The organism is Flavobacterium hauense (assembly GCF_054457175.1).
The window spans coordinates 1-18,241 of record NZ_JBTKVX010000016.1 but is presented as its reverse complement, the minus strand read 5'-3'; the positions used below and the strand labels follow the sequence as shown (position 1 = coordinate 18,241).

Sequence of the window (18,241 nt, the reverse complement as noted above, 5' to 3'; positions counted from 1 at the left end):
TTTAAGCAAAGGTAGAACCGGCAGTCCCGACACTATTTTACATTTGTTAAATAATATCGTTATTTTATTTTAGCACGGATACGGCTTAATGAAACCTGGCTGATACCAAGGTAGGAAGCAATATGCTTCAGCTGGACACGATTTGGGAGCGAAGGTATTCTTTCCAGCAGTTCGATATAAACTTCGGTAGCCGTTTTAAATTGCCTGTAGATAAATTTTTCTTCCAGTCGAAGCAACTCATATTCTGCCAGTTTCCTGCTCCAGTTGGCCAGTTCAATATCAGACTCGAAAAGGGAAATAAGCTTTGCAGAATCTGCCTCATACAAAACACTGTCTTCTAAAACCTCTATGGTTTCATAACCGGGCTGATTACTTATAAAACTGCGCATTGAGATTACATAATCGCCCTCAAGGCCAAGCCAGAAGGTTACTTCACGATCGGGCAGGTCGCTATAAGCCCTCACGAGTCCGGTTTCTATAAAAAACATCGATTTTTCTACCCTGCCTTCTTTCATGATGATTTCGCCGCGCGAAAAAGACCGCGCTTTAAACAGCGCAGTAAGTTTTCCTAACGAGGCATCACTTACAGGATATATAGACCTTATTTTTTTGAGAGTATTTATCAATACAAATACAATTAGGCTGCTATAGCTTTTTTGTAGATTCGCGCTGTCTTAGTTCCGTCTTGATTACTTTAGTAACATATTCAGGAGCTTCTTCTGATTTATCTTCAAGCCTGTCGATAAGCATTTCGGCGGCAGCCTGGCCAATCTCAGGCGCATGCTGACTCACAGTAGAGAGGCTTGGCGTAAGCCTTTTTGACCATACTCCATCGGCAAATCCTATGATCTGAACATCTTCGGGGATCTTAAGCCCTTTTTTGATGGCTGCTTTCATAGCCATTACCGATGCATGCTCGTCAAGTGCAAAAACACCATCTATTTGTTTTGTATCAAACAACACCTTAAGTTTTTCATCAAACTCTTCGGTATTGTCAGTATGCAGCATTATTTCGGGATTAAGGGCATATCCGTTATCTTTCAAGGCTTTTTCGTAACCCTGCATTCGCAACTTGCCTACACTAAGATTATCTATGGTAGAAAGCAATGCTATATTCTTACATTTCAGTTTTATCAGGTGGGTAGTACCATCTACTGCCGAATCAAAATCGTCTACAATCACTTTATCGCAGTTCACCTCATCAGATATCCTGTCGAACATAACGATAGGAAGATCGTCGGCAATTGCCTCTTTAAAATGTTTGAACTCCTGCTCTTTCTGTGTTTCTTCAGAGATTGAAAGGATAAAGCCATCTATGGTACCGTTGCTAAGAATATCCATTGCATGGATCTCTTTTTCAAGCGACTCATTAGAGATACAGGTAATAACATTATATCCCCTGTCATTAGCCGCCTGCTCAATACCGCTGAATACTTTCGCAAAAAACGGATTAAGGATATTAGGGATAATAACCCCTATGGTTTTGGTTCTCTTATTTTTAAGATTTACCGCAATATTGTTTGGCTTATAATTTTTGAGCTTAGCGAATTCCTGAACTTTGATCTTGGTAGGCTCGCTTATTTCGGGGCTGTTGCTTAACGCCTTAGAAACTGTAGATACAGATACGTTTAACTCTTTGGCTATTTGTTTTAATGTAGCTTTTTGTTTCATGGCTTGAATGTATTTATATTGTAAAGAAACAAAAAAATGATGATTTTATCATTCCCCGATTAAATAATACTTAGAATTTATATTAAAATACTACAATTATTCTTTTATCTAGGCCACTGTAGGTTTATTAGTCACAAAATCAGAAAGATAACACTCCTAACACAGGCCATTAACGTTAATTGTATGATAAACTTCGCTAATTAACAATTGTTAAAAGGTTTGGCAATTTTAGAAACCAATAAACCTAAAAAATACTCATTATCAGTACATTGCAAATCTAAACCCATTGTTGATTTTATTAAATATTAGTTAAAAAACCTCAGAATCGTCATTAGTTAAAAACCTTTCCCTAAAAACCGCCGTAAGTAGATGGTAACTTTGATACTCAAATTGCCACACCTACCAAAACTATTAACCTATTTTAAATCTTTCTGATTATGAAAAAAGTACAAGTAGAGGAAGTAAGATCGCTGCACAGCAGGAGAAACTTTCTTAGAATCAGCGGAATCACCCTGGCAGGAGCGGGGCTCGTATTAGCCGGCTGTAGCAGTGATGACGACAAGGGTTCGAACGATAACCAGCTTCCCGGGGTAAGGAACGGAAAATTTGACCTTGGCGGCGGAGATCTTGGAATTCTTACTTACGCCTACGCATTGGAACAGCTTGAAGCCGATTTCTATACAAGGGTAGTGAACAGCAATACCTTTGGCAGCACATTCAATAGCGAAGAGCAAGCCGTATTAAGCGACTTGTACAAACATGAGGTTATTCACAGAGAGTTTTTTAAGGCAGCAATATCAGGTGTGATCACAAGTCAGGACCAGCTACTGCCTGCCCTGCAATTTGATTATGGGTCGCTGAGTTTCAGCAATAGAACCCAGGTACTTGCTACAGCACGAACTTTGGAAGACACAGGTGTAGCAGCCTACAATGGTGCGGGAAGATACATAACTACACCGGATTATCTTGTTCTTGCCGGAAAGATAGTATCGGTAGAGGCAAGGCACGCATCTGCTATCAGGAGCCTTATCAGCCCGGGAACAAATGCATTCTCAGGTGATGACGTTGTAACAGCATCTAACGGACTTGGACAAGCTGTAAAACCATCAGGCATTCTTGCAGCCGTGTCAGCACTGGATATAATCCAGACTCCATTTACAGCCCAATTCTTACCATAATCAACTTAAACTGAAGCATCATGAATATTATAAAATTTTTAGAGTCGTTTACTAACGAAGGCATGATTAACAGCCTAAGCGTTAAAGGCTCACGTAGAGATAGTTTATCGCAATTTCAAAAAATGGGATCGGTAGCTGCAATGGCAGCTGTACCTTTCGGATTATCCGCTTTACTAACTTCAAACAAGGCTAATGCAGCTACTAATGCGGCGTTTTTTGGCCCTGCCGAAACACCAACAGAAGCATTACAGCTTGCCCTTATACTGGAATACCTGGAAGATGAATTCTATGCAATGGCGTTAGATTCGGGTATTATACCGCAAGCTGACCAGGCCATATTTATGCAGATCTCAAAACATGAGAATGCACACGTAAATTTCCTTAAATCTGCCCTGAAAGAAAACGCACCTGCAAAACCTACCTTTGACTTTACAGGAGCAAGAAATGCAAACGGTGGCGGACCATTCGATCCATTCAATGACTACCCTACCCTTCTTGCGCTTTCGCAGGCATTTGAAGATACAGGAGTGCGTGCTTATAAAGGACAGGCGGGTAACCTTATGTCTGACGGTAACTTATTGACTGCTGCTCTACAGATACATTCAGTTGAAGCCATGCACGCCTCACAGATCAGAAGGCTGAGAGGACAAAAAGGATGGATCATTGGCAGTGACCGTGGCGGATTACCCGAAGCTGCACAGCCAATTTATACCGGAGAAGAGAAAACGATGCAGGGAGGATTTGAAACTGCAACAGCAGGAGGATTTGGAGCAGGCTCTGCATCTGAGTCTTTCGATGAGCCTTTGACAGGATCACAATCTAAAACCATAGCCCAATTATTTATTGTGGAAACAATTTAAATTAAATTGGCCTTGAAAACTGTCCGTAATTATATGCGGACAGTTTTTTCCTATTTAGTTAGGTCATTTAATTGCTGTTGTATATTTCCTTTCTTTCCGAAACTAATCACGGCATCCATAGCCTGTTTCATAGATATGGATTCATAAACACAGTCTTCTTTTTTCATATATCTTATTTCACCCGAATCTAGTTTAGGCGATTCAGGCACATAGATACTCCATACAGGCTGGTCAAGGCTACTGGTAACAAATACCAGGACATAATAATTCTCTTCTTTCAGCAAGATAGGCGTCCAGACACTTTTCATGGAGCTTTCTCCTGCAATACGGTATTTGATGATTTGGAGCTGTGGAAAAAACAAGAATATTTTTTCTTCAACTTTGTCTCCCCAAGCGCTAACGAGTCCAATTCTTAACAGCAAACCTGCCAGATAGCAAAAAAATAAAAGAAGCATTAAAGTGATAATGGTAAGTGTAGCCTTTCCAAAAATGGTACTCACTCCAATCCTGTGCCCAATGCTTTTACCTAAAGGCGAAAGAATTTCTATGGCATGCGTACCTATTATAATAATCACAACAAGGGGAATGATCAGGAAAAGGCCGCCCAGCATTACGGATCTTGTAGCTTTACCAAATAATGACATAATACTTTTAGGATTAGTTAGAAATAAGCTAAACAACTGGTATTGAGATTAAAGTTATATCGATTTTTTGAAACGGAAGCTATATCCTATGAAAAATTTCAATAAATTGTAGCTAAAGAAAGTTCGATGCATTAAAAAAAGCAGGTGTTACCCTGCTTCAATTTATTCCCTGATGCTTGTTTTGTCTTCAAGTGTCATCCTGGCAATTTCGTCTTTACGCTTAAAGCTTACACCCTTATGCTGCTGGATATACTTAATGACATCGGTCGCAGCTTTAACGATCTGCGGAGACCCGCCGATACGGTCGTGAAAACTTATAGACAGCTGTCGCCTTTTATTTTCAGACTCGGCATATAATTGATCAAATTCCATCTTTATCTGATTTGCAAACTGGTCAGCCGAGAAATTCTTTCCTTCAATGAGTAAAATATCATTACACCTGAGCGTGTAAGGCACCACAGCAAAATCGGCATTATTGACCTTGACAACAAATGGCTCATCTCTGCTAAGGTCGTCTATATGATAGGTAAAGCCAAGTTCCTGCAGGATCTTAAGTGTGTTTTCGCCACGGCGAAGCCAATTTGCATTGTAACCTACAGGAGTAAAACCTGTTGTTCTCTTTACAGCGTCTACACCATCCTTAATAAATTTCTTTTCCTCTTCATACGATAGATTATATTGCGAAGACCAATTCATTCCATGGGCTGCTGCCTCATGTCCTCTTTGTACTATTTCTTTTGCCAGTTGTGGGTTCTTAAGCACTGCAGAACCTACCATGTGTGATGTAACCTTAATCCCGAGCTTGTCCCAATTGTCCAACATTCTTGGTATACCTTCTTTGTATCCGTATTCATACCAGGTAGCTGCCGGCAGATCCTTATAACCTTTTGCCATATTCTGCGGAAAAGGGCTTTCTGCATTGTCCGGCTGCCCACCCGCCTCAAATTGCATCGACACCGATACAACTAATTTTGAGCCATCAGCCCACTTCGATTTTTCAGGAACATATAACTTTTCGGTAGTACTTCCTGAGGCGAAAAGAGAAGTATTGGGCAGTATCAGCCCTGCTGCTCCTAATGTGCCGGCCTGTATTAAAAATTTTCTTCTGTCAGTCATAATCTGCATTTATAATGGTTGATGTAGTATTCATATCAAAACGAACACCTTAAATATAAATAATTAATTATCAGTTGTTTATAATTTAGTTTCAAATAACAACAAACGAAATATGGTTTAAAACATCTTTTTTCAACCATATTTCACTAACGTAAACCGACAATCATAAAGTTACAATTATCTTACCTACAGTCCTTCCGCTCTCTATCTGTAAATGCGCTCCAGCCATGTCCTCAAACGCAAATGTTTTAGATACATGTGATTTCAGGCTTCCGTTTTCAAGCTGTGTGGCAATACTATCCATGTCATCTCCATTAGATGTCACCATAAACTGGTACCCATTTATCCCCAATGCTTTTGCTTTTTCTATAACCTCAGCATTTAACCCTGAAGGTATGCTAATAATGCTTCCCCCTTTTTTAATTACCTGTAACGAGCGGTCTATATTGTCTCCGCCTATACTGTCAAAAACAAAATCAATATCTTTTGCCACATCTTCAAAACGCAGGACTCTGTAATCAATATGTTCATTGGCACCAAGCCCAATTACAAAATCCCTGTTTGCAGCTGATGAAGTACCAATGACATAAGCACCCAGATTTTTAGCTATTTGTACAGCATACTGCCCTACCCCGCCTGCCGCCGCATGAATAAGAACCCGGTCGCCTTTTTTTACATTTACAAGACTTGTTATGGACTGCCACGCCGTTAACGCTGCCAGTGTAGCCGCAGCAGCATCTTCAAAAGAAATAGCCAAAGGTTTTAAAGCCAGTTGATCCGCCGGAGCAGCAACATATTCGGCGTATGCCTTCCCATGTCCTGGAAAATTTACCATACCAAAGACAGCATCGCCCACTTTGAATTTGGTTACATCTGAACCTGCCTGAGCAACTATACCCGCTATATCCCAACCTAAAGTAAGCGGCAGCTGTTCTTTTAGTCTGCCGGCGATTCCTTTGCCTGCCCTCGTCTTTACATCAACAGGATTTACACTTATTGCCTTTACCTGAACCAATACCTCACTGGCACCAACTACAGGTTTTTCTACTTTTGCATACTGAAGGTTTTCAACGCCTCCAAATTCATTTAAAATAATTGCTTTCATAACTTATGATTTGTATAAAACAAAATTATACCGTTAAAATACAAATTATCGGTATATAAAATCCTTTTTTCTGTAACTTTGCGCCATGAATAAAGAGCATTTATACCAGCCATTTGAAATTATCTATAAAACTTTAGATGAATGTCCAAAGGAAGGACACAAACACATGTTCTTTGAACTGGTGTATATAATCTCGGGCACAGGGACACAATGCATCAACGATAACAAATTCAAATATCATGCAGGACACATGTTCCTTATCACCCCCGAGGACTGCCACTCTTTTGACATAGAAACCACAACAGAGTTCTTCTTTCTCCGCTTTAATGATATTTACATAAAGTCAAAAGCTTTTCATTCGGAAGACGTAGAACGGTTGGAATATATCCTTAACAATGCTAACCACCAGCCGGGCTGCATTTTAAAGAACTTGTCCGATAAGACGCTGGTAAAAGCTGTTACCGAGGCTATAATCCGCGAATATGTAAACCGTGATCTTTATAACAAAGAGCTTATACAGCAACTCGTGAATACACTTATAGTAGTAGTGGCACGCAATATCGCAAAATACCTTCCTGAGATGGTAGACGAGAAAACCGAAGAGAAGGCAATGGACATCATTAACTATATCCAGAAGAACATTTATTTCCCGGAGCAGCTACGCACTGGTGTGATGAGCTCTGTTTTTGGCATTTCAGACAAGTATTTAGGAAAATACTTCAAGAAGCACACTAACGAGACCATTCAGCAGTACATTGGTAACCATCGCATGAAACTCATAGAGGCCCGCCTGAAATTCAGCGATAAGAGGATTACTGAAATTGCAGAAGAATTTGGCTTTACCGATGAAAGCCATTTTACCAAATTCTTCAGAAAAAACAATGGTATAAACCCCACTCAGTACCGAAAGCAGCTCTTACAGACAGTAGCAACTGCTTAACTTCTCCGTTTATCTTTGAGGAAATCCAGCCATACCTGTTCAAGCTCAACCGCCACTCCCGGTCTTATTTTAATACCGGATGATTGGGTAGACCAATGCTGGACCGCAAGCGAACCCGATTTTAGCACATCAAGCGAAAGTATTTCCTCATTGTAGGGATCGAGTAGCCTTTCAAAATTGATAAGGATGCGCATTCTTGGCTGCCCTCGATGATTCTCGCCCATAAAAGGCTCAGATGATATATACCCCGATCCGATAATACCTTTAGGATCTTTTCCGAGCTTTATGAGATAAGCCCTGTCGCCTTCACGCACCGCTTTGTGGCTTGCGCAGCTCCATGCATCTACAAAGATTCCCGTATCGTCAAGGTCTTTCACATCCTGTCCAATATCAGGCCACCCCCACTTATCGGGATTCCAAGCAAACAAAAAAGCATTCATAGTTATGTAAATAATGCCTGAAAATACAAAACAAACCAATCACACTAAAAGCTTATCACAAAAAAGTATGAAAAACATAATAAAAGTAGAACCGGCACTACAATAAATCCGGTTAATACATAAATACTAACAGCAATACATCTTGGTTTAGGGAGTGCCGGCTTAAAATATAAATTTGTCTAAACATTTGGGACGCTCAAACGATTGCAGGGCATTTTATTTTAAATAAAAAAGACATCTAGCTTTTTCTTTCTTTGAGGGGAGGCTGCGGATAATAATCAGTAAGTTCCAGGGAGTAGATCACACTTGTAATTTTCCATTGCCCCTCTCGTTTTATAAGTCCCAAATATTTACTGCCCCAATTGGTCATAATACCATCAGCCCAAAAACTGTAATCCATAGCTACCGAAGCTACCGTACCGTCTTCGACAATCTTTATGTTGTCAAATTTATCCTCTGTTGTCTTATGCCGGAAAAGACTACGCATAAAACCTTTATATGAACCCGAGAAATAATTACTCCCGGCTTCTTTTACCCCTTTGATCTCAACTTCTTTTATTTGAGACCTCTCTTTTAAAGCAGCACACCAGGTAACAGCGTCGCTATTGAAAAGTTTATAAAAAGCAACCGAATCCCGTTGAATTACTGCTTTTGAATAAACATCAACAATGCCATTAATAGCTCTTTTATCGTCATTTTTTTGTTGTGCATTCAACTGTTGCATCACAACGAACAACAGTACAAAAACTTTCATATTCTTTGTCATGTTATGGCTTTACTTTTTATTACTGATGTACTTATACTCTATCGTGAGCCCTTCATAACCATAGGCGTCAGCAGGTATCTCATTAACGACGGTATAGCTCACAGGATGTATATTCCCAACAATAGAATCGAGAGTGCTATGTATATGAGCGATATAGGCTGCTTTATCGTCTTTAAGATTTGTAGATTGTGATATCTTGATATCCAGATAAAAACTGTTCATGCCTAATTCGGCGAGTGATTGCGAATTAACAAACCATAAGTGATTGGGAGTAAATGAAACATTTACCACTGTAACCTCCGGCCTTTTCTTTAAAAACTCGTTTGTAAGGTTACTTATTGCTTTTGCAAGCTCTCCGGCAAGAATGGGGTTTTCAGGGCCGCTTACTTTTAAATTAATTACTGGCATACTTAAAAATTTTAATAGTGAAGTACAAAGCTCAGCAAAGCGGTATTCTTATTTATTGATGTAGGTTAAGAGTTTTGATGCGGCTCAAAGATTCGGGCTTAATGCCCATGTATGATGCAATATGGTATTGTGACACCTTTTGTTCTATTCCGGGATATAGGCTACGAATTACCTCCAGCCTTTCGGAAGCAGAATTTTTAAGGAATGATGTTTCACGTTTGCACTTTCTTATAAAATAATCATCAGAAATATATTTACCCAACTTCAGGTATTCGCTGTCATTAGTGATCAGTGCGTTGAATTGCTTATGGGTAATGACGCTTATTTCAGCGTCTGCCAATACCTCTATGTTGCAATTAGTAGGCATCCGTGTTAAAAAGCTGGTGTAAGCACTCACAAAACTACCTTCAAAATAAAAGTCATTATTAAATTCCTCTTCATCATTCTGAACATAAGACCGCAGCGTACCCGAATGCACGAACGCAATAAAATCACATACCGAACCCTCGCGGATAAGGTATTCCCTCTTTTTGACCCGCAGGATTTTGAGTTCTTTTTCAAAATCATCGAGATGATGCGTCTGCAAGCCAATTTTATCGAACAGAGCAGCCAGTGTTTCCATAACAAAGACAATTATTTACAGTAAAGGTAAGATTAAAGAAAAGCCAAAGCAGAGATTGTGAATAAAAAAAGCCTCTGAGACATCAGAGGCTTTTAAGTTGTGCGGGTGAAAGAAGGCGAACCCACCATACAATGACGTTTTATGACGTTCAAGTTATACACCTAAAGTACTGTTTCTAAAGCCTCAAAAGGATAAATACATGTAATTGCATGCAACGATATTCAACCACATACAACCTTTTTAGGGGGAAAATTGGGGGAATGTTAATACAAATCCTGCAAGAAAAATCGGAACTTGTAAGTATAATTTTAACCCTTAAAAATAGCTATGGCAACAGGAAATTACAGGCTGAAAACAGACAAAGACTGGAACAGCATTTATTTTAGATTTAAACAAGGTAAACAGTTTGATATTGAATTATCAACAGGGATTGAAACTCCAAAAGGCAGATGGAGTGCATCAAAGCAAGAAATATTATCTACAGCAGAAATGGATTATAAAGCTGCTAATGTAAAGCTTAAAGAGTTTAGCACTTATATCCTTAAAGAGTTCCAAAACTCAAAGTTAGATGCCCAGTTAATAAACAGTAAGTGGCTGAAGGAAAAAATAAGCACATTCTTTAATAGAGAGACTTACAATCCTGAGATAGACAATAAGATATTTTTCGCTCACTACATAACCAAATTTATTGAGGAGTCTAAGACTAAGAAAAACAGAAAAGGCAATCCTATTAAACCACGTACTATACAGCACTACACAACAACCCTGACTAAATTACAGGAGTATGAGATGTATGAGGGGAAAAGATTAAAACTTATTGATATAGACCAAAAGTTTCATGGTAAGTTTATGAACTTCTTAGAGGAACAACAGCACTTAAACCCTAATACAATTGGTGGCTATATGGATAACATCAAACTATTTTGCAGGAACGCTGACCAAAAAGATTATAACGTATCTAAAGATTATAAGCTACCTGAATTCTATTCCCCAACCAACGACACAAATGATGTTTATCTAACCGAGCAAGAAATAGATACAATTTACAGCCATAAGTTTGAGCATGATTATTTAAGCAATGCGAGGGACTGGCTAATAATTGGTGTGTGGACTGGCTTACGAGTTTCTGACCTTCTAAAGTTACGCCCAGAGGATATTAAAGATGGTTTGATACATAATACCAATCAAAAAACCGATTATCCTGCTATTATTCCTGTTCATCACCAAGTTGAAGAGATACTGAGTAGGCTTGGAGGCTTCCCACGAAAAATAAGCGAACAGAAATTCAACAAGTACATTAAGGAAGTATGCAAACAGGCAGGAATAACAGAAAGAGTTGAGGGGGCAAGAATATCACCTATCGAAGTGGTCGGGGAAAATGGAAAAAAGACCAAAATTCATAGAAAGAAGAAAGGTATCTATCCCAAACATGAACTTATCTCATCACACACATGCAGGAGGTCGTTTGCTACAAATCACTATGGAAAACTGGACACTCTTACCATAATGAAAATTAGTGGACACGTTACAGAGTCACAATTCTTAGCCTATATTAAAATCACGCCTAAAGAACATGCTGAGAAATTAAAGGCTCTTTGGTTAAGCCAAAGAAAAGTAGCTTAAATCAAGATAGTCAAAGCAAATAAAAAAGTGGGGGCGTGGGAGGAATTTTCCCTCTCCCCCTACACCTTTCGGCAAGGGGGGTACTGGAATATACACATCGCATTTATATAAAAAACGATATAATAGTATTGTAGCTTATAACTCCTTTCATACTGTTTCTTATGAGGGTAAAAAACACCTGTTTTGAGGTGGGTAGGTTTATAGGGACGTAAATAAAAAAAGCCCCCAAACTGAGGGCTTATTACTAAAGGTTGATTTTTACACCTGCATTAACTACAAATCCATCTAAGGGAGCATATATATCCCTAAAGACAGGATTGTTTATAGTACCTGTGTAGATAGTATCAAATCTTGTTTGTCTTGTGTCGGTAAAATTCTCGAAGTTTACATATACTGAAAATCCTTCCCATAACCTTTCAGCCATAGCTCCAAAAATCCAGTAATCCTGACCAGTTAAACCATCATTTAATTTTTGGGAGCTAAAATAATAGCCTTCTAAACCGATCCGCCACTTGTCTTCCACCTCATACATAAGGACACTGTTTAGCCTATGTTTAGGTGTAAGTGTGTTTTGGCTTGTTATGTCCTGCTGACGAATATTCGCATCGGTGTAAGTGTAACCCAAGAACAATTTAAAGTCTTCATAACCTAACTTTATATTTGTTTCAAGCCCTTTTGTCTCAAGATAGCCGTTAACGTTTACAAACTGATAATCACCCTGAAGTGATGTTAATAATAAAGGGTTATTTATATAGGTGTAAAAGAACAATTCGTTAATACTAAAGGACACTTCATCCCAGATACGGGTTTTGTAATTAATATCGTAGTTAAGCCCATAGCTTTTTTCAAGCTTATTTACATCACTATTGATGGGTAGCACATTCCTGTACTGTATTCTTTCGCTTTCTTCGGTGAAAATGGTTGGGGTCTTATATCCTAAACCACCTCCAAGTCTCGAAGTAAGCTTATCAGTTATCGTAAATAGAGCTGAAGCTCTTGGAAGGAATGCAAAACCATAGTCTTTTACATAGTCACCCCTAACCCCAGTTTCGAGGCTTAACCAGTCTGAAGCTTTAAAGAGGTTCTGTATAAATGCACCATAAGTAATCTGATTATAATCTCTCAAAGGGAACGTGGTTATTTGCTTCTCCGAAAACTTATCAGTCCATAAATTAGTTCCTAATATCCATTCTGATTTACTACCTGTGTGAGTATATGAGAGTTCTGTAAAAGTGCTGTTCTGAGTACCGTCAAACATGTAGTCTGGCAATGTAATTACTCTATGGAAGTTGTTATAGCTGTTTTTCACAGTAAGCTTATTTCTGTCATCAAACCTGTGCTGAAGATTAAACTGGGTACTTATACGGTCTGTTTTATTTCTCTCAAAATAGCTCCCCTGATGACTTGCCTCATCTTTAATGTAATCTATATCTCCCCCTATACGGTTTTCAAAAACTGTATTTACTCCTACATCAAGTGTTGTTTTCTCATTGAAATAGATAAACAGCTTCGGATTAACAGTGTATCGCTCAAACTTTGGTATTGCTGTCAGCCCTAAATCCGATGGGTCATAAGGTGCATTACTATTACGAGATGCAAATAAGGTTATACCAACCTTATCAAAACGCTGGGAATAAAAGCCATTAATATCAAGACCTAATGCAGATGTCCCATTAATCTGGAATTTAAGCTCTCTGTCTTCCGTTGGTGTCTTAGAAATAAGGTTAACAAGACCTGCAATTGCTCCACCCCCATAAAGTGTCGAAGCCGAACCCTTTATTATCTCTACCTGCTTTAAATCCAAAGGAGGGGTTTGCAATAAACCCAATCCACTTGATGCACCTGAGTATAAGGGGAAGCCATCTTTAAGAATCTGTGTATAACGTCCATCAAGACCCTGTATTCTTATAGATGAATTTGCAGAAGTGGCAGAAGTTTGTTGTGTCTGTATCCCTGTACTTTCACTTAGCAGCATACGTATATCGCCTGGCTTCATATTAGCCTTTTCTTCGAGTTCTTCTTCAGAAATGAACTCAACCCTTGTCGGGATGGATTTAATCGTTCTGGGGCTTCGTGTTGAAGAAATAACAACCTCTTCGAGCTCGTCTGATTCTTCTTTGACTAAAAGAATCTCAATTGATTCCTGATTTATAATAGGGAATATTACTGTCATAATATGTTCCTCATAGCCGTTTACAGAAAATTCTATCTCGTAAGTGCCATCAGGAATCGCTAACATTGTGATAATACCTTTTTCGTCTGACTCTACCTGATAACCTGTAGCTTCAATAACAGCAATAACACCAGTTATAGGTTCTTTGGTTTCGCTGTCTAATATTACAGCTTTAAAATCGCTCTGTGCATAACCAATACAAGTAAAAAGAATGGTAGCACAAAGCAAAACATATCGTATCATAAGATTTGCTTAGTTTATTAAATATCTATAGTGTTTACTAATCTGGATAAGTGTACTAAGCTATCTTAGGGGGTTGCCAAATTGAATCGGGGAATCGGGATATAAGAAGTATTGTATAATGAGCAGGAGTTAGAATATCATAAGATGGGTTTACTTCTACTGCAACAGATACTGCATAAGAGCATATAAAGCCTGTACAACTACCACAAGAATAAAAAGGAGAGCAATTATCGCCACAGTCTTTATGCTTGTCTGAAGATTTCTCTTTACAACTATCTGCCTGACAAGTACCCGAACAACATGGAGTCGAAACGAGTATCATAATTATTACAGATAATATTATTGAGAGGAATTTCATGTTACAAAGGAACAAAATTTTACCTTCCTACAGCATTGTGTTTAAAGGAAGTCGAATAGCTCTTTTGGCTCAACACCTAAGGCATTAGCAATCTTAACCAAAGTCTTTACAGTTGTGTTGATTTTCGCCAGTTCTATTCTTTGGATTTGGATTTTTGGAATTTCGCTATCGGTCGCTAAATCCTCCTGAGACAAGTTTTTAAGCTCTCTCAGTCGTCTTATATGCATTCCCAAATCAATAAGAAATTTGTCCTCTGAAAATTCCATATTCAAAGGTCAAAACATTTATATTTGTCATGGATACATACAAGTATCCAATTGCGCTAACACCAATTAAATTCACTTATGAAAAAAACTGTACTTATTCTATTTGCTGTTTTAGCATTCGGTTGCTCAGGCTCTGATGACAGCAACAATGTAAATCCTCATGTAGTTAGTATAAACCCTCCTGCATGGATTCAAGGAACTTGGCTATTAGAAGGTAGCTCTGTCCAGTCAGGCTTTAGATTTACTTCCGATGATGTATGTATAAACTCTTTAGGCATGTACGCCTGTAATAAAGAGTCACTTGAAATGTATCAGAACACACAGGTAAATACTGATGTTAATGAGGAAATATCAGAAACTGAATATTCTGTAGAAATAACAATCGGTAGCAATACTACGGCTTTTGAGTTCAAGAAGGTTTCAGCTACTCAGATTAAATGGATTAACAGCCCTGCACAGGCTAATTATACTAAGCAATAAATAAATGAAGGAGGCAAATTTCAAAGATTTTACCAAAGCTGAAAAGCTCAGTATTATCCAGTTACTAATAATTGTTCTGAAAGGAGAACAACAAGATAAAAAGCAACATATGATATGGGAATATCTCGAAAGCTTTGAGTTGACCCTTGATGATTTTGAACAACATATGGCAACTGTCAACAAAGATACTTTTGAGACAACATTAAGGTCATTGGGGAAGGAAAAAACCAATACTCTTATTAACCTTATACATACAATTGTAACTTCTGAGCCGATAGCTAAAACAATGGAGTATTTTATTCTTATGCAGATATTCAATAAGGTAACCCTAACCCCTACAAAGTACTTTATTGAGACGCTCGAAGAACAAGGAAAAACACAATTGTATCCTGATTTTATAGTCCTTAAAAACACTTAGCCACATGATTGATTATCCTTCAGCTAATAAACCTCTTGAATATGACAGCAAATGTATCTTTTACGAAGATTATTTACATTTGGACGGAGAGAAATACCCTTACAGCGAGTTAGGGTTGATTTTGTATTACAATGAGGAAAAGTATATGAACGGAGTTAAACTTAACGGTAAGATTCTCATGATGCTTTTCTTTCTGAAAAACAACATACTGCCATGTCCACCGAAAGAGAATGATTTTTCGGGCTACGCAGAGTTTAACTTTGAGAGAGGATTGATTCCTACAGGACTTAAGCAAGGAAAAAAACTGGAAGTGATACATCAATTTCTTAGTAAAAAAACATTTGAAAGCAGACTAAAGCTTATTATAGCATCTTTACAAACACGAGGTTGTTTTTCTTTTACGGAGGGAACACAAATTTTTTATGATAATGGAGATGTATACGATAATGGTAAGTTACAGGGTAATTTTAGAGAACGTCTAAGTGCTGATAAACTTATTGATGGTGAAAAGTACGGAGGATACAGTAATAAGGTTAATAATCCATTTGTATATGGCTTTGAGAAGGGAACTAAATTTTTTGGCTTAATGGCTGATAACTTTGTCTTTAACAACGTAACGAACAGGGATGTTATGAAAGTATTGCTACATAATCTTTATAAAAATGGTAAGATGTCAAGCTTTTAGGCATTCGTATTTAAGGTTACAATAAAACAAAACCCACCAGTTAATAGGTGGGTTTGTTATACCTGCTATATCTGACATTCAAGCCCTAAGCAGCTAATCTATTGATATGGGATGCCTCACAATCCATCATAGCAATAAATTTCTCTGAGACTCCTTTTAAAATCTCTTTTTGGGTAGTATCTAAGCCATACTTTACAATAAGGGCTTTAAATTTGCTCTTCCTGTCCTTTCTAACCTTATAGCTACGGTCTCTACTGAGCTTTTTCCAGTAATTTGGGTTAGTATACTCGTTCAGACTATTCTTGTCTTCAGATGTCATCGGTACGTTTGCGAAGTCATCAATTATAGTAAGCTTTTGTAACTCGCCCCACAGGAACGCATAGAGTCTATTTATCACATCCTTTTTTTGCAGGTCTTCAAGGGAATACACTCCAAGCTTTTGAAGTTTTCTGCTTCTTAATATTTTCACCTCTACTCGGAGGATGTTGCCTTTCAAGCCATACTGCTTCGACTTATTATATATCTTTAGGGAATAGTCTGTCTTATGAAACTCCTTATAATCACCTTTACCCCTAAACTTCAAGTCTTTATTGTGACCTTCAGAATCATACATCAATAGGTTATAATCTAAAAAATACTGAGGGTCTTTAGATATACTAATATTTAATCCCAGTTCTAAATTAGTTAAGGATGTTTTTTTAAGCCCGAAAGTCCTTTTGAGGTGGGAGATAGTATTGCTAACCGAGCAAAATGATAAGTCATTGTAATTTTGACTCTCTCCTCCTTTTAAAAGGTTAGTCATTTTATGCAAACTACCGTTTATGTAGGCAGTGAGACAGCTAAACACTATATCCATATTGAAGTACTTACCTTTCATAAGGCAAGGAGATTCTTCGGCTGTGAATAAGTTTACAGACGTATTTAAATCAACGACCTGTGTATTTACTATGTGGTTCTGTAGTCCGTCTTTATCGAGAACCTTAAATTTTATGTTATCTAACATGGTTACTTGTTTTTGGGCATAGCTGTCCTGCACAGCAAAATGCCATGATTAAAAAATGATTAAAAAATTTGTTTTGGGGAATGGGGGAATGGGGGAAAAACTGATATACAGGATATAATCAGGCTATTAGAGATAGCTCCTCTATTCTATGAACGTGTTATGCCGACATCCTTACAAAGTTCATTATAGCCTCCCTCGGATATAAAACTCTTCCTTTAGCCTTCATAGGTACTAAAGTTCCTGCTTTACGGTGGTTGTGGAGGGTTGAGATAGAAATGTTCAGCATTTTAGAAGTCTCTTCTCTTGTATAGAAGAGTTTAACTTCAGGTTCAGGTTCTTTACAGGGTGGACATTGCTTTGCTCCAACTGCTTGTTTAATAAGGTTTGCTAATTCTTCCATTGTTAGGTCAATGATTCTTACCGCTTGTGCCATAGTCATAGTCATAGTTGTATCACCCCCGTTAATAGTTAGATTGGGGGGAGATTGGTTAAAAAAAAATTTGTTACTAACAACTTTGGTGATGCATCAGAAAGTTGGGGGGCAAGTAGAGAAATATCTACTTTTGTGAATGCAAAGTTACGAAAAATCGAGGAGGTGGGCAAGAGGCAACTTTCAAATGTTAAAATTTTGAAACTGTCTAAAAAACTGTAATACAACAACATAGCAACCATTTAAAACAAGATAAAGCAAAAACGACATGTTTTTAACTATAGTTTAACTAAAGTTTTAACACACCTAAAAGCACCATGTAAAAAAAAGTTACTAACTTGAGGGCGTTTTGGCATCTCGAAACAGTACAACAGGGCACAACTACGTTCAGATATAGCTATTTGTAGAAAAGAGGGTATTTTATAGGGGAAAATAAACCCATAAAAAAAGCCTATCTACTGTATTTCAAGTAAATAGGCTCATCTATTAGTGCGGGTGAAAGGACTCGAACCTTCACACCGTGAGGCACCAGATCCTAAGTCTGGCGTGTCTACCAATTTCACCACACCCGCAGGCCGATAATAAAACTAATAGTTTGTTTCATTAAGAGGGTGCAAATATACGATTAGTTTTTAAACTTCAAAGTAAATAATCTGAAAAACTACAGAGGACATTATAATTTAAGAAAGGTGTAAAAATGAAAAAAGCCTCTGAGACATCAGAGGCTTTTAAGTTGTGCGGGTGAAAGGACTCGAACCTTCACACCGTGAGGCACCAGATCCTAAGTCTGGCGTGTCTACCAATTTCACCAC

21 protein-coding genes and 1 tRNA gene are annotated in these 18,241 nt (G+C 38.1%); 7 read left to right on the top strand and 15 right to left on the bottom strand.

Going from position 1 to position 18,241, the window contains the following annotated elements; genetic code table 11:
• Nucleotides 1-59 precede the first annotated feature (59 nt).
• Both ACX0HA_RS12475 and ACX0HA_RS12470 read right to left on the bottom strand, forming a co-directional pair.
• Nucleotides 60-626 carry a Crp/Fnr family transcriptional regulator gene (locus ACX0HA_RS12475; protein ID WP_458845624.1) on the bottom strand — a complete coding sequence of 189 codons (567 nt, stop codon included), beginning with the start codon at nucleotides 624-626 and terminating at the stop codon, nucleotides 60-62.
• 19 nt (nucleotides 627-645) lie between these two features.
• Entirely contained in the window at nucleotides 646-1,671 is a 1,026-nt protein-coding gene (locus tag ACX0HA_RS12470) for a LacI family DNA-binding transcriptional regulator (RefSeq protein ID WP_458845623.1), read from the bottom strand.
• Nucleotides 1,672-2,108: 437 nt separating this feature from the next.
• Here ACX0HA_RS12470 and ACX0HA_RS12465 point away from each other — a divergent pair, with 437 nt between their 5' ends.
• Together ACX0HA_RS12465 and ACX0HA_RS12460 are read left to right on the top strand one after the other, a co-directional pair.
• Nucleotides 2,109-2,849 (top strand): ferritin-like domain-containing protein, encoded by a 741-nt coding sequence (locus ACX0HA_RS12465; protein WP_458845622.1) that lies wholly within the window; start codon nucleotides 2,109-2,111, stop codon nucleotides 2,847-2,849.
• A gap of 20 nt (nucleotides 2,850-2,869) precedes the next feature.
• Nucleotides 2,870-3,709, top strand: a complete 840-nt coding sequence (locus ACX0HA_RS12460; RefSeq protein WP_458845621.1) for a ferritin-like domain-containing protein — start codon at nucleotides 2,870-2,872, stop codon at nucleotides 3,707-3,709.
• Between the two features lie 50 nt (nucleotides 3,710-3,759).
• Here the strand turns inward: ACX0HA_RS12460 and ACX0HA_RS12455 are convergent, their stop codons facing one another.
• From ACX0HA_RS12455 to ACX0HA_RS12445, 3 genes are all read right to left on the bottom strand, one after another.
• Nucleotides 3,760-4,353: a hypothetical protein gene (locus tag ACX0HA_RS12455; RefSeq protein ID WP_458845620.1), complete on the bottom strand. Its 594-nt coding sequence runs from the start codon at nucleotides 4,351-4,353 to the stop codon at nucleotides 3,760-3,762.
• A gap of 162 nt (nucleotides 4,354-4,515) precedes the next feature.
• On the bottom strand, nucleotides 4,516-5,469 hold the full coding sequence (locus ACX0HA_RS12450) for a polysaccharide deacetylase family protein (RefSeq protein ID WP_458845619.1): 954 nt from the start codon (nucleotides 5,467-5,469) through the stop codon (nucleotides 4,516-4,518).
• Between the two features lie 163 nt (nucleotides 5,470-5,632).
• A complete protein-coding gene (locus tag ACX0HA_RS12445; RefSeq protein ID WP_458845618.1) occupies nucleotides 5,633-6,574 on the bottom strand; it encodes an NADP-dependent oxidoreductase in 942 nt (313 codons plus the stop codon).
• A gap of 85 nt (nucleotides 6,575-6,659) precedes the next feature.
• Between ACX0HA_RS12445 and ACX0HA_RS12440 the strand changes: the two genes are divergently transcribed.
• A complete protein-coding gene (locus tag ACX0HA_RS12440; protein ID WP_458845617.1) occupies nucleotides 6,660-7,514 on the top strand; it encodes an AraC family transcriptional regulator in 855 nt (284 codons plus the stop codon).
• Here the strand turns inward: ACX0HA_RS12440 and ACX0HA_RS12435 are convergent.
• The 4 genes from ACX0HA_RS12435 to ACX0HA_RS12420 all read right to left on the bottom strand — a co-directional run bounded on the left by ACX0HA_RS12435 (nucleotide 7,511) and on the right by ACX0HA_RS12420 (nucleotide 9,750).
• Nucleotides 7,511-7,954, bottom strand: a complete 444-nt coding sequence (locus ACX0HA_RS12435; protein WP_458845616.1) for a hypothetical protein — start codon at nucleotides 7,952-7,954, stop codon at nucleotides 7,511-7,513. The genes ACX0HA_RS12440 and ACX0HA_RS12435 overlap by 4 nt on opposite strands.
• A gap of 238 nt (nucleotides 7,955-8,192) precedes the next feature.
• Entirely contained in the window at nucleotides 8,193-8,708 is a 516-nt protein-coding gene (locus tag ACX0HA_RS12430) for a nuclear transport factor 2 family protein (protein WP_458845615.1), read from the bottom strand.
• 21 nt (nucleotides 8,709-8,729) lie between these two features.
• Nucleotides 8,730-9,128: a tautomerase family protein gene (locus tag ACX0HA_RS12425; protein ID WP_458845614.1), complete on the bottom strand. Its 399-nt coding sequence runs from the start codon at nucleotides 9,126-9,128 to the stop codon at nucleotides 8,730-8,732.
• 52 nt (nucleotides 9,129-9,180) lie between these two features.
• Nucleotides 9,181-9,750, bottom strand: a complete 570-nt coding sequence (locus tag ACX0HA_RS12420; protein WP_458845613.1) for a Crp/Fnr family transcriptional regulator — start codon at nucleotides 9,748-9,750, stop codon at nucleotides 9,181-9,183.
• Nucleotides 9,751-10,077: 327 nt separating this feature from the next.
• Between ACX0HA_RS12420 and ACX0HA_RS12415 the strand changes: the two genes are divergently transcribed.
• Nucleotides 10,078-11,373, top strand: coding sequence for a tyrosine-type recombinase/integrase (locus ACX0HA_RS12415; protein ID WP_458845612.1), 1,296 nt, complete (start codon nucleotides 10,078-10,080; stop codon nucleotides 11,371-11,373).
• Nucleotides 11,374-11,617: 244 nt separating this feature from the next.
• Here ACX0HA_RS12415 and ACX0HA_RS12410 read toward each other — a convergent pair whose 3' ends face one another.
• The 3 genes from ACX0HA_RS12410 to ACX0HA_RS12400 are packed head-to-tail and all read right to left on the bottom strand — an operon-like array spanning nucleotide 11,618 to nucleotide 14,374.
• Nucleotides 11,618-13,789 carry a TonB-dependent receptor gene (locus tag ACX0HA_RS12410; RefSeq protein ID WP_458845611.1) on the bottom strand — a complete coding sequence of 724 codons (2,172 nt, stop codon included), beginning with the start codon at nucleotides 13,787-13,789 and terminating at the stop codon, nucleotides 11,618-11,620.
• 55 nt (nucleotides 13,790-13,844) lie between these two features.
• Entirely contained in the window at nucleotides 13,845-14,147 is a 303-nt protein-coding gene (locus tag ACX0HA_RS12405; protein WP_458845610.1) for a DUF6660 family protein, read from the bottom strand.
• Nucleotides 14,148-14,188: 41 nt separating this feature from the next.
• Complete coding sequence (locus ACX0HA_RS12400; RefSeq protein WP_458845609.1) at nucleotides 14,189-14,374, bottom strand: helix-turn-helix domain-containing protein; 186 nt, start codon at nucleotides 14,372-14,374, stop codon at nucleotides 14,189-14,191.
• A gap of 117 nt (nucleotides 14,375-14,491) precedes the next feature.
• On the opposite strand from ACX0HA_RS12400, the gene ACX0HA_RS12395 reads away from it, so the two are divergent.
• The 3 genes from ACX0HA_RS12395 to ACX0HA_RS12385 are packed head-to-tail and all read left to right on the top strand — an operon-like array spanning nucleotide 14,492 to nucleotide 15,996.
• A complete protein-coding gene (locus tag ACX0HA_RS12395; protein ID WP_458845608.1) occupies nucleotides 14,492-14,893 on the top strand; it encodes a hypothetical protein in 402 nt (133 codons plus the stop codon).
• Nucleotides 14,894-14,897: 4 nt separating this feature from the next.
• A complete protein-coding gene (locus ACX0HA_RS12390; protein WP_458845607.1) occupies nucleotides 14,898-15,311 on the top strand; it encodes a hypothetical protein in 414 nt (137 codons plus the stop codon).
• A gap of 4 nt (nucleotides 15,312-15,315) precedes the next feature.
• Nucleotides 15,316-15,996: a hypothetical protein gene (locus ACX0HA_RS12385; protein WP_458845606.1), complete on the top strand. Its 681-nt coding sequence runs from the start codon at nucleotides 15,316-15,318 to the stop codon at nucleotides 15,994-15,996.
• Between the two features lie 85 nt (nucleotides 15,997-16,081).
• On the opposite strand, the gene ACX0HA_RS12380 is transcribed toward ACX0HA_RS12385, so the two are convergent.
• The 3 genes from ACX0HA_RS12380 to ACX0HA_RS12370 all read right to left on the bottom strand — a co-directional run bounded on the left by ACX0HA_RS12380 (nucleotide 16,082) and on the right by ACX0HA_RS12370 (nucleotide 18,001).
• Nucleotides 16,082-16,999 (bottom strand): hypothetical protein, encoded by a 918-nt coding sequence (locus ACX0HA_RS12380; protein WP_458845605.1) that lies wholly within the window; start codon nucleotides 16,997-16,999, stop codon nucleotides 16,082-16,084.
• 157 nt (nucleotides 17,000-17,156) lie between these two features.
• Nucleotides 17,157-17,444: a helix-turn-helix domain-containing protein gene (locus ACX0HA_RS12375; protein WP_458845604.1), complete on the bottom strand. Its 288-nt coding sequence runs from the start codon at nucleotides 17,442-17,444 to the stop codon at nucleotides 17,157-17,159.
• A gap of 475 nt (nucleotides 17,445-17,919) precedes the next feature.
• Nucleotides 17,920-18,001, bottom strand: a tRNA-Leu gene (locus ACX0HA_RS12370).
• Nucleotides 18,002-18,241 lie beyond the last annotated feature (240 nt).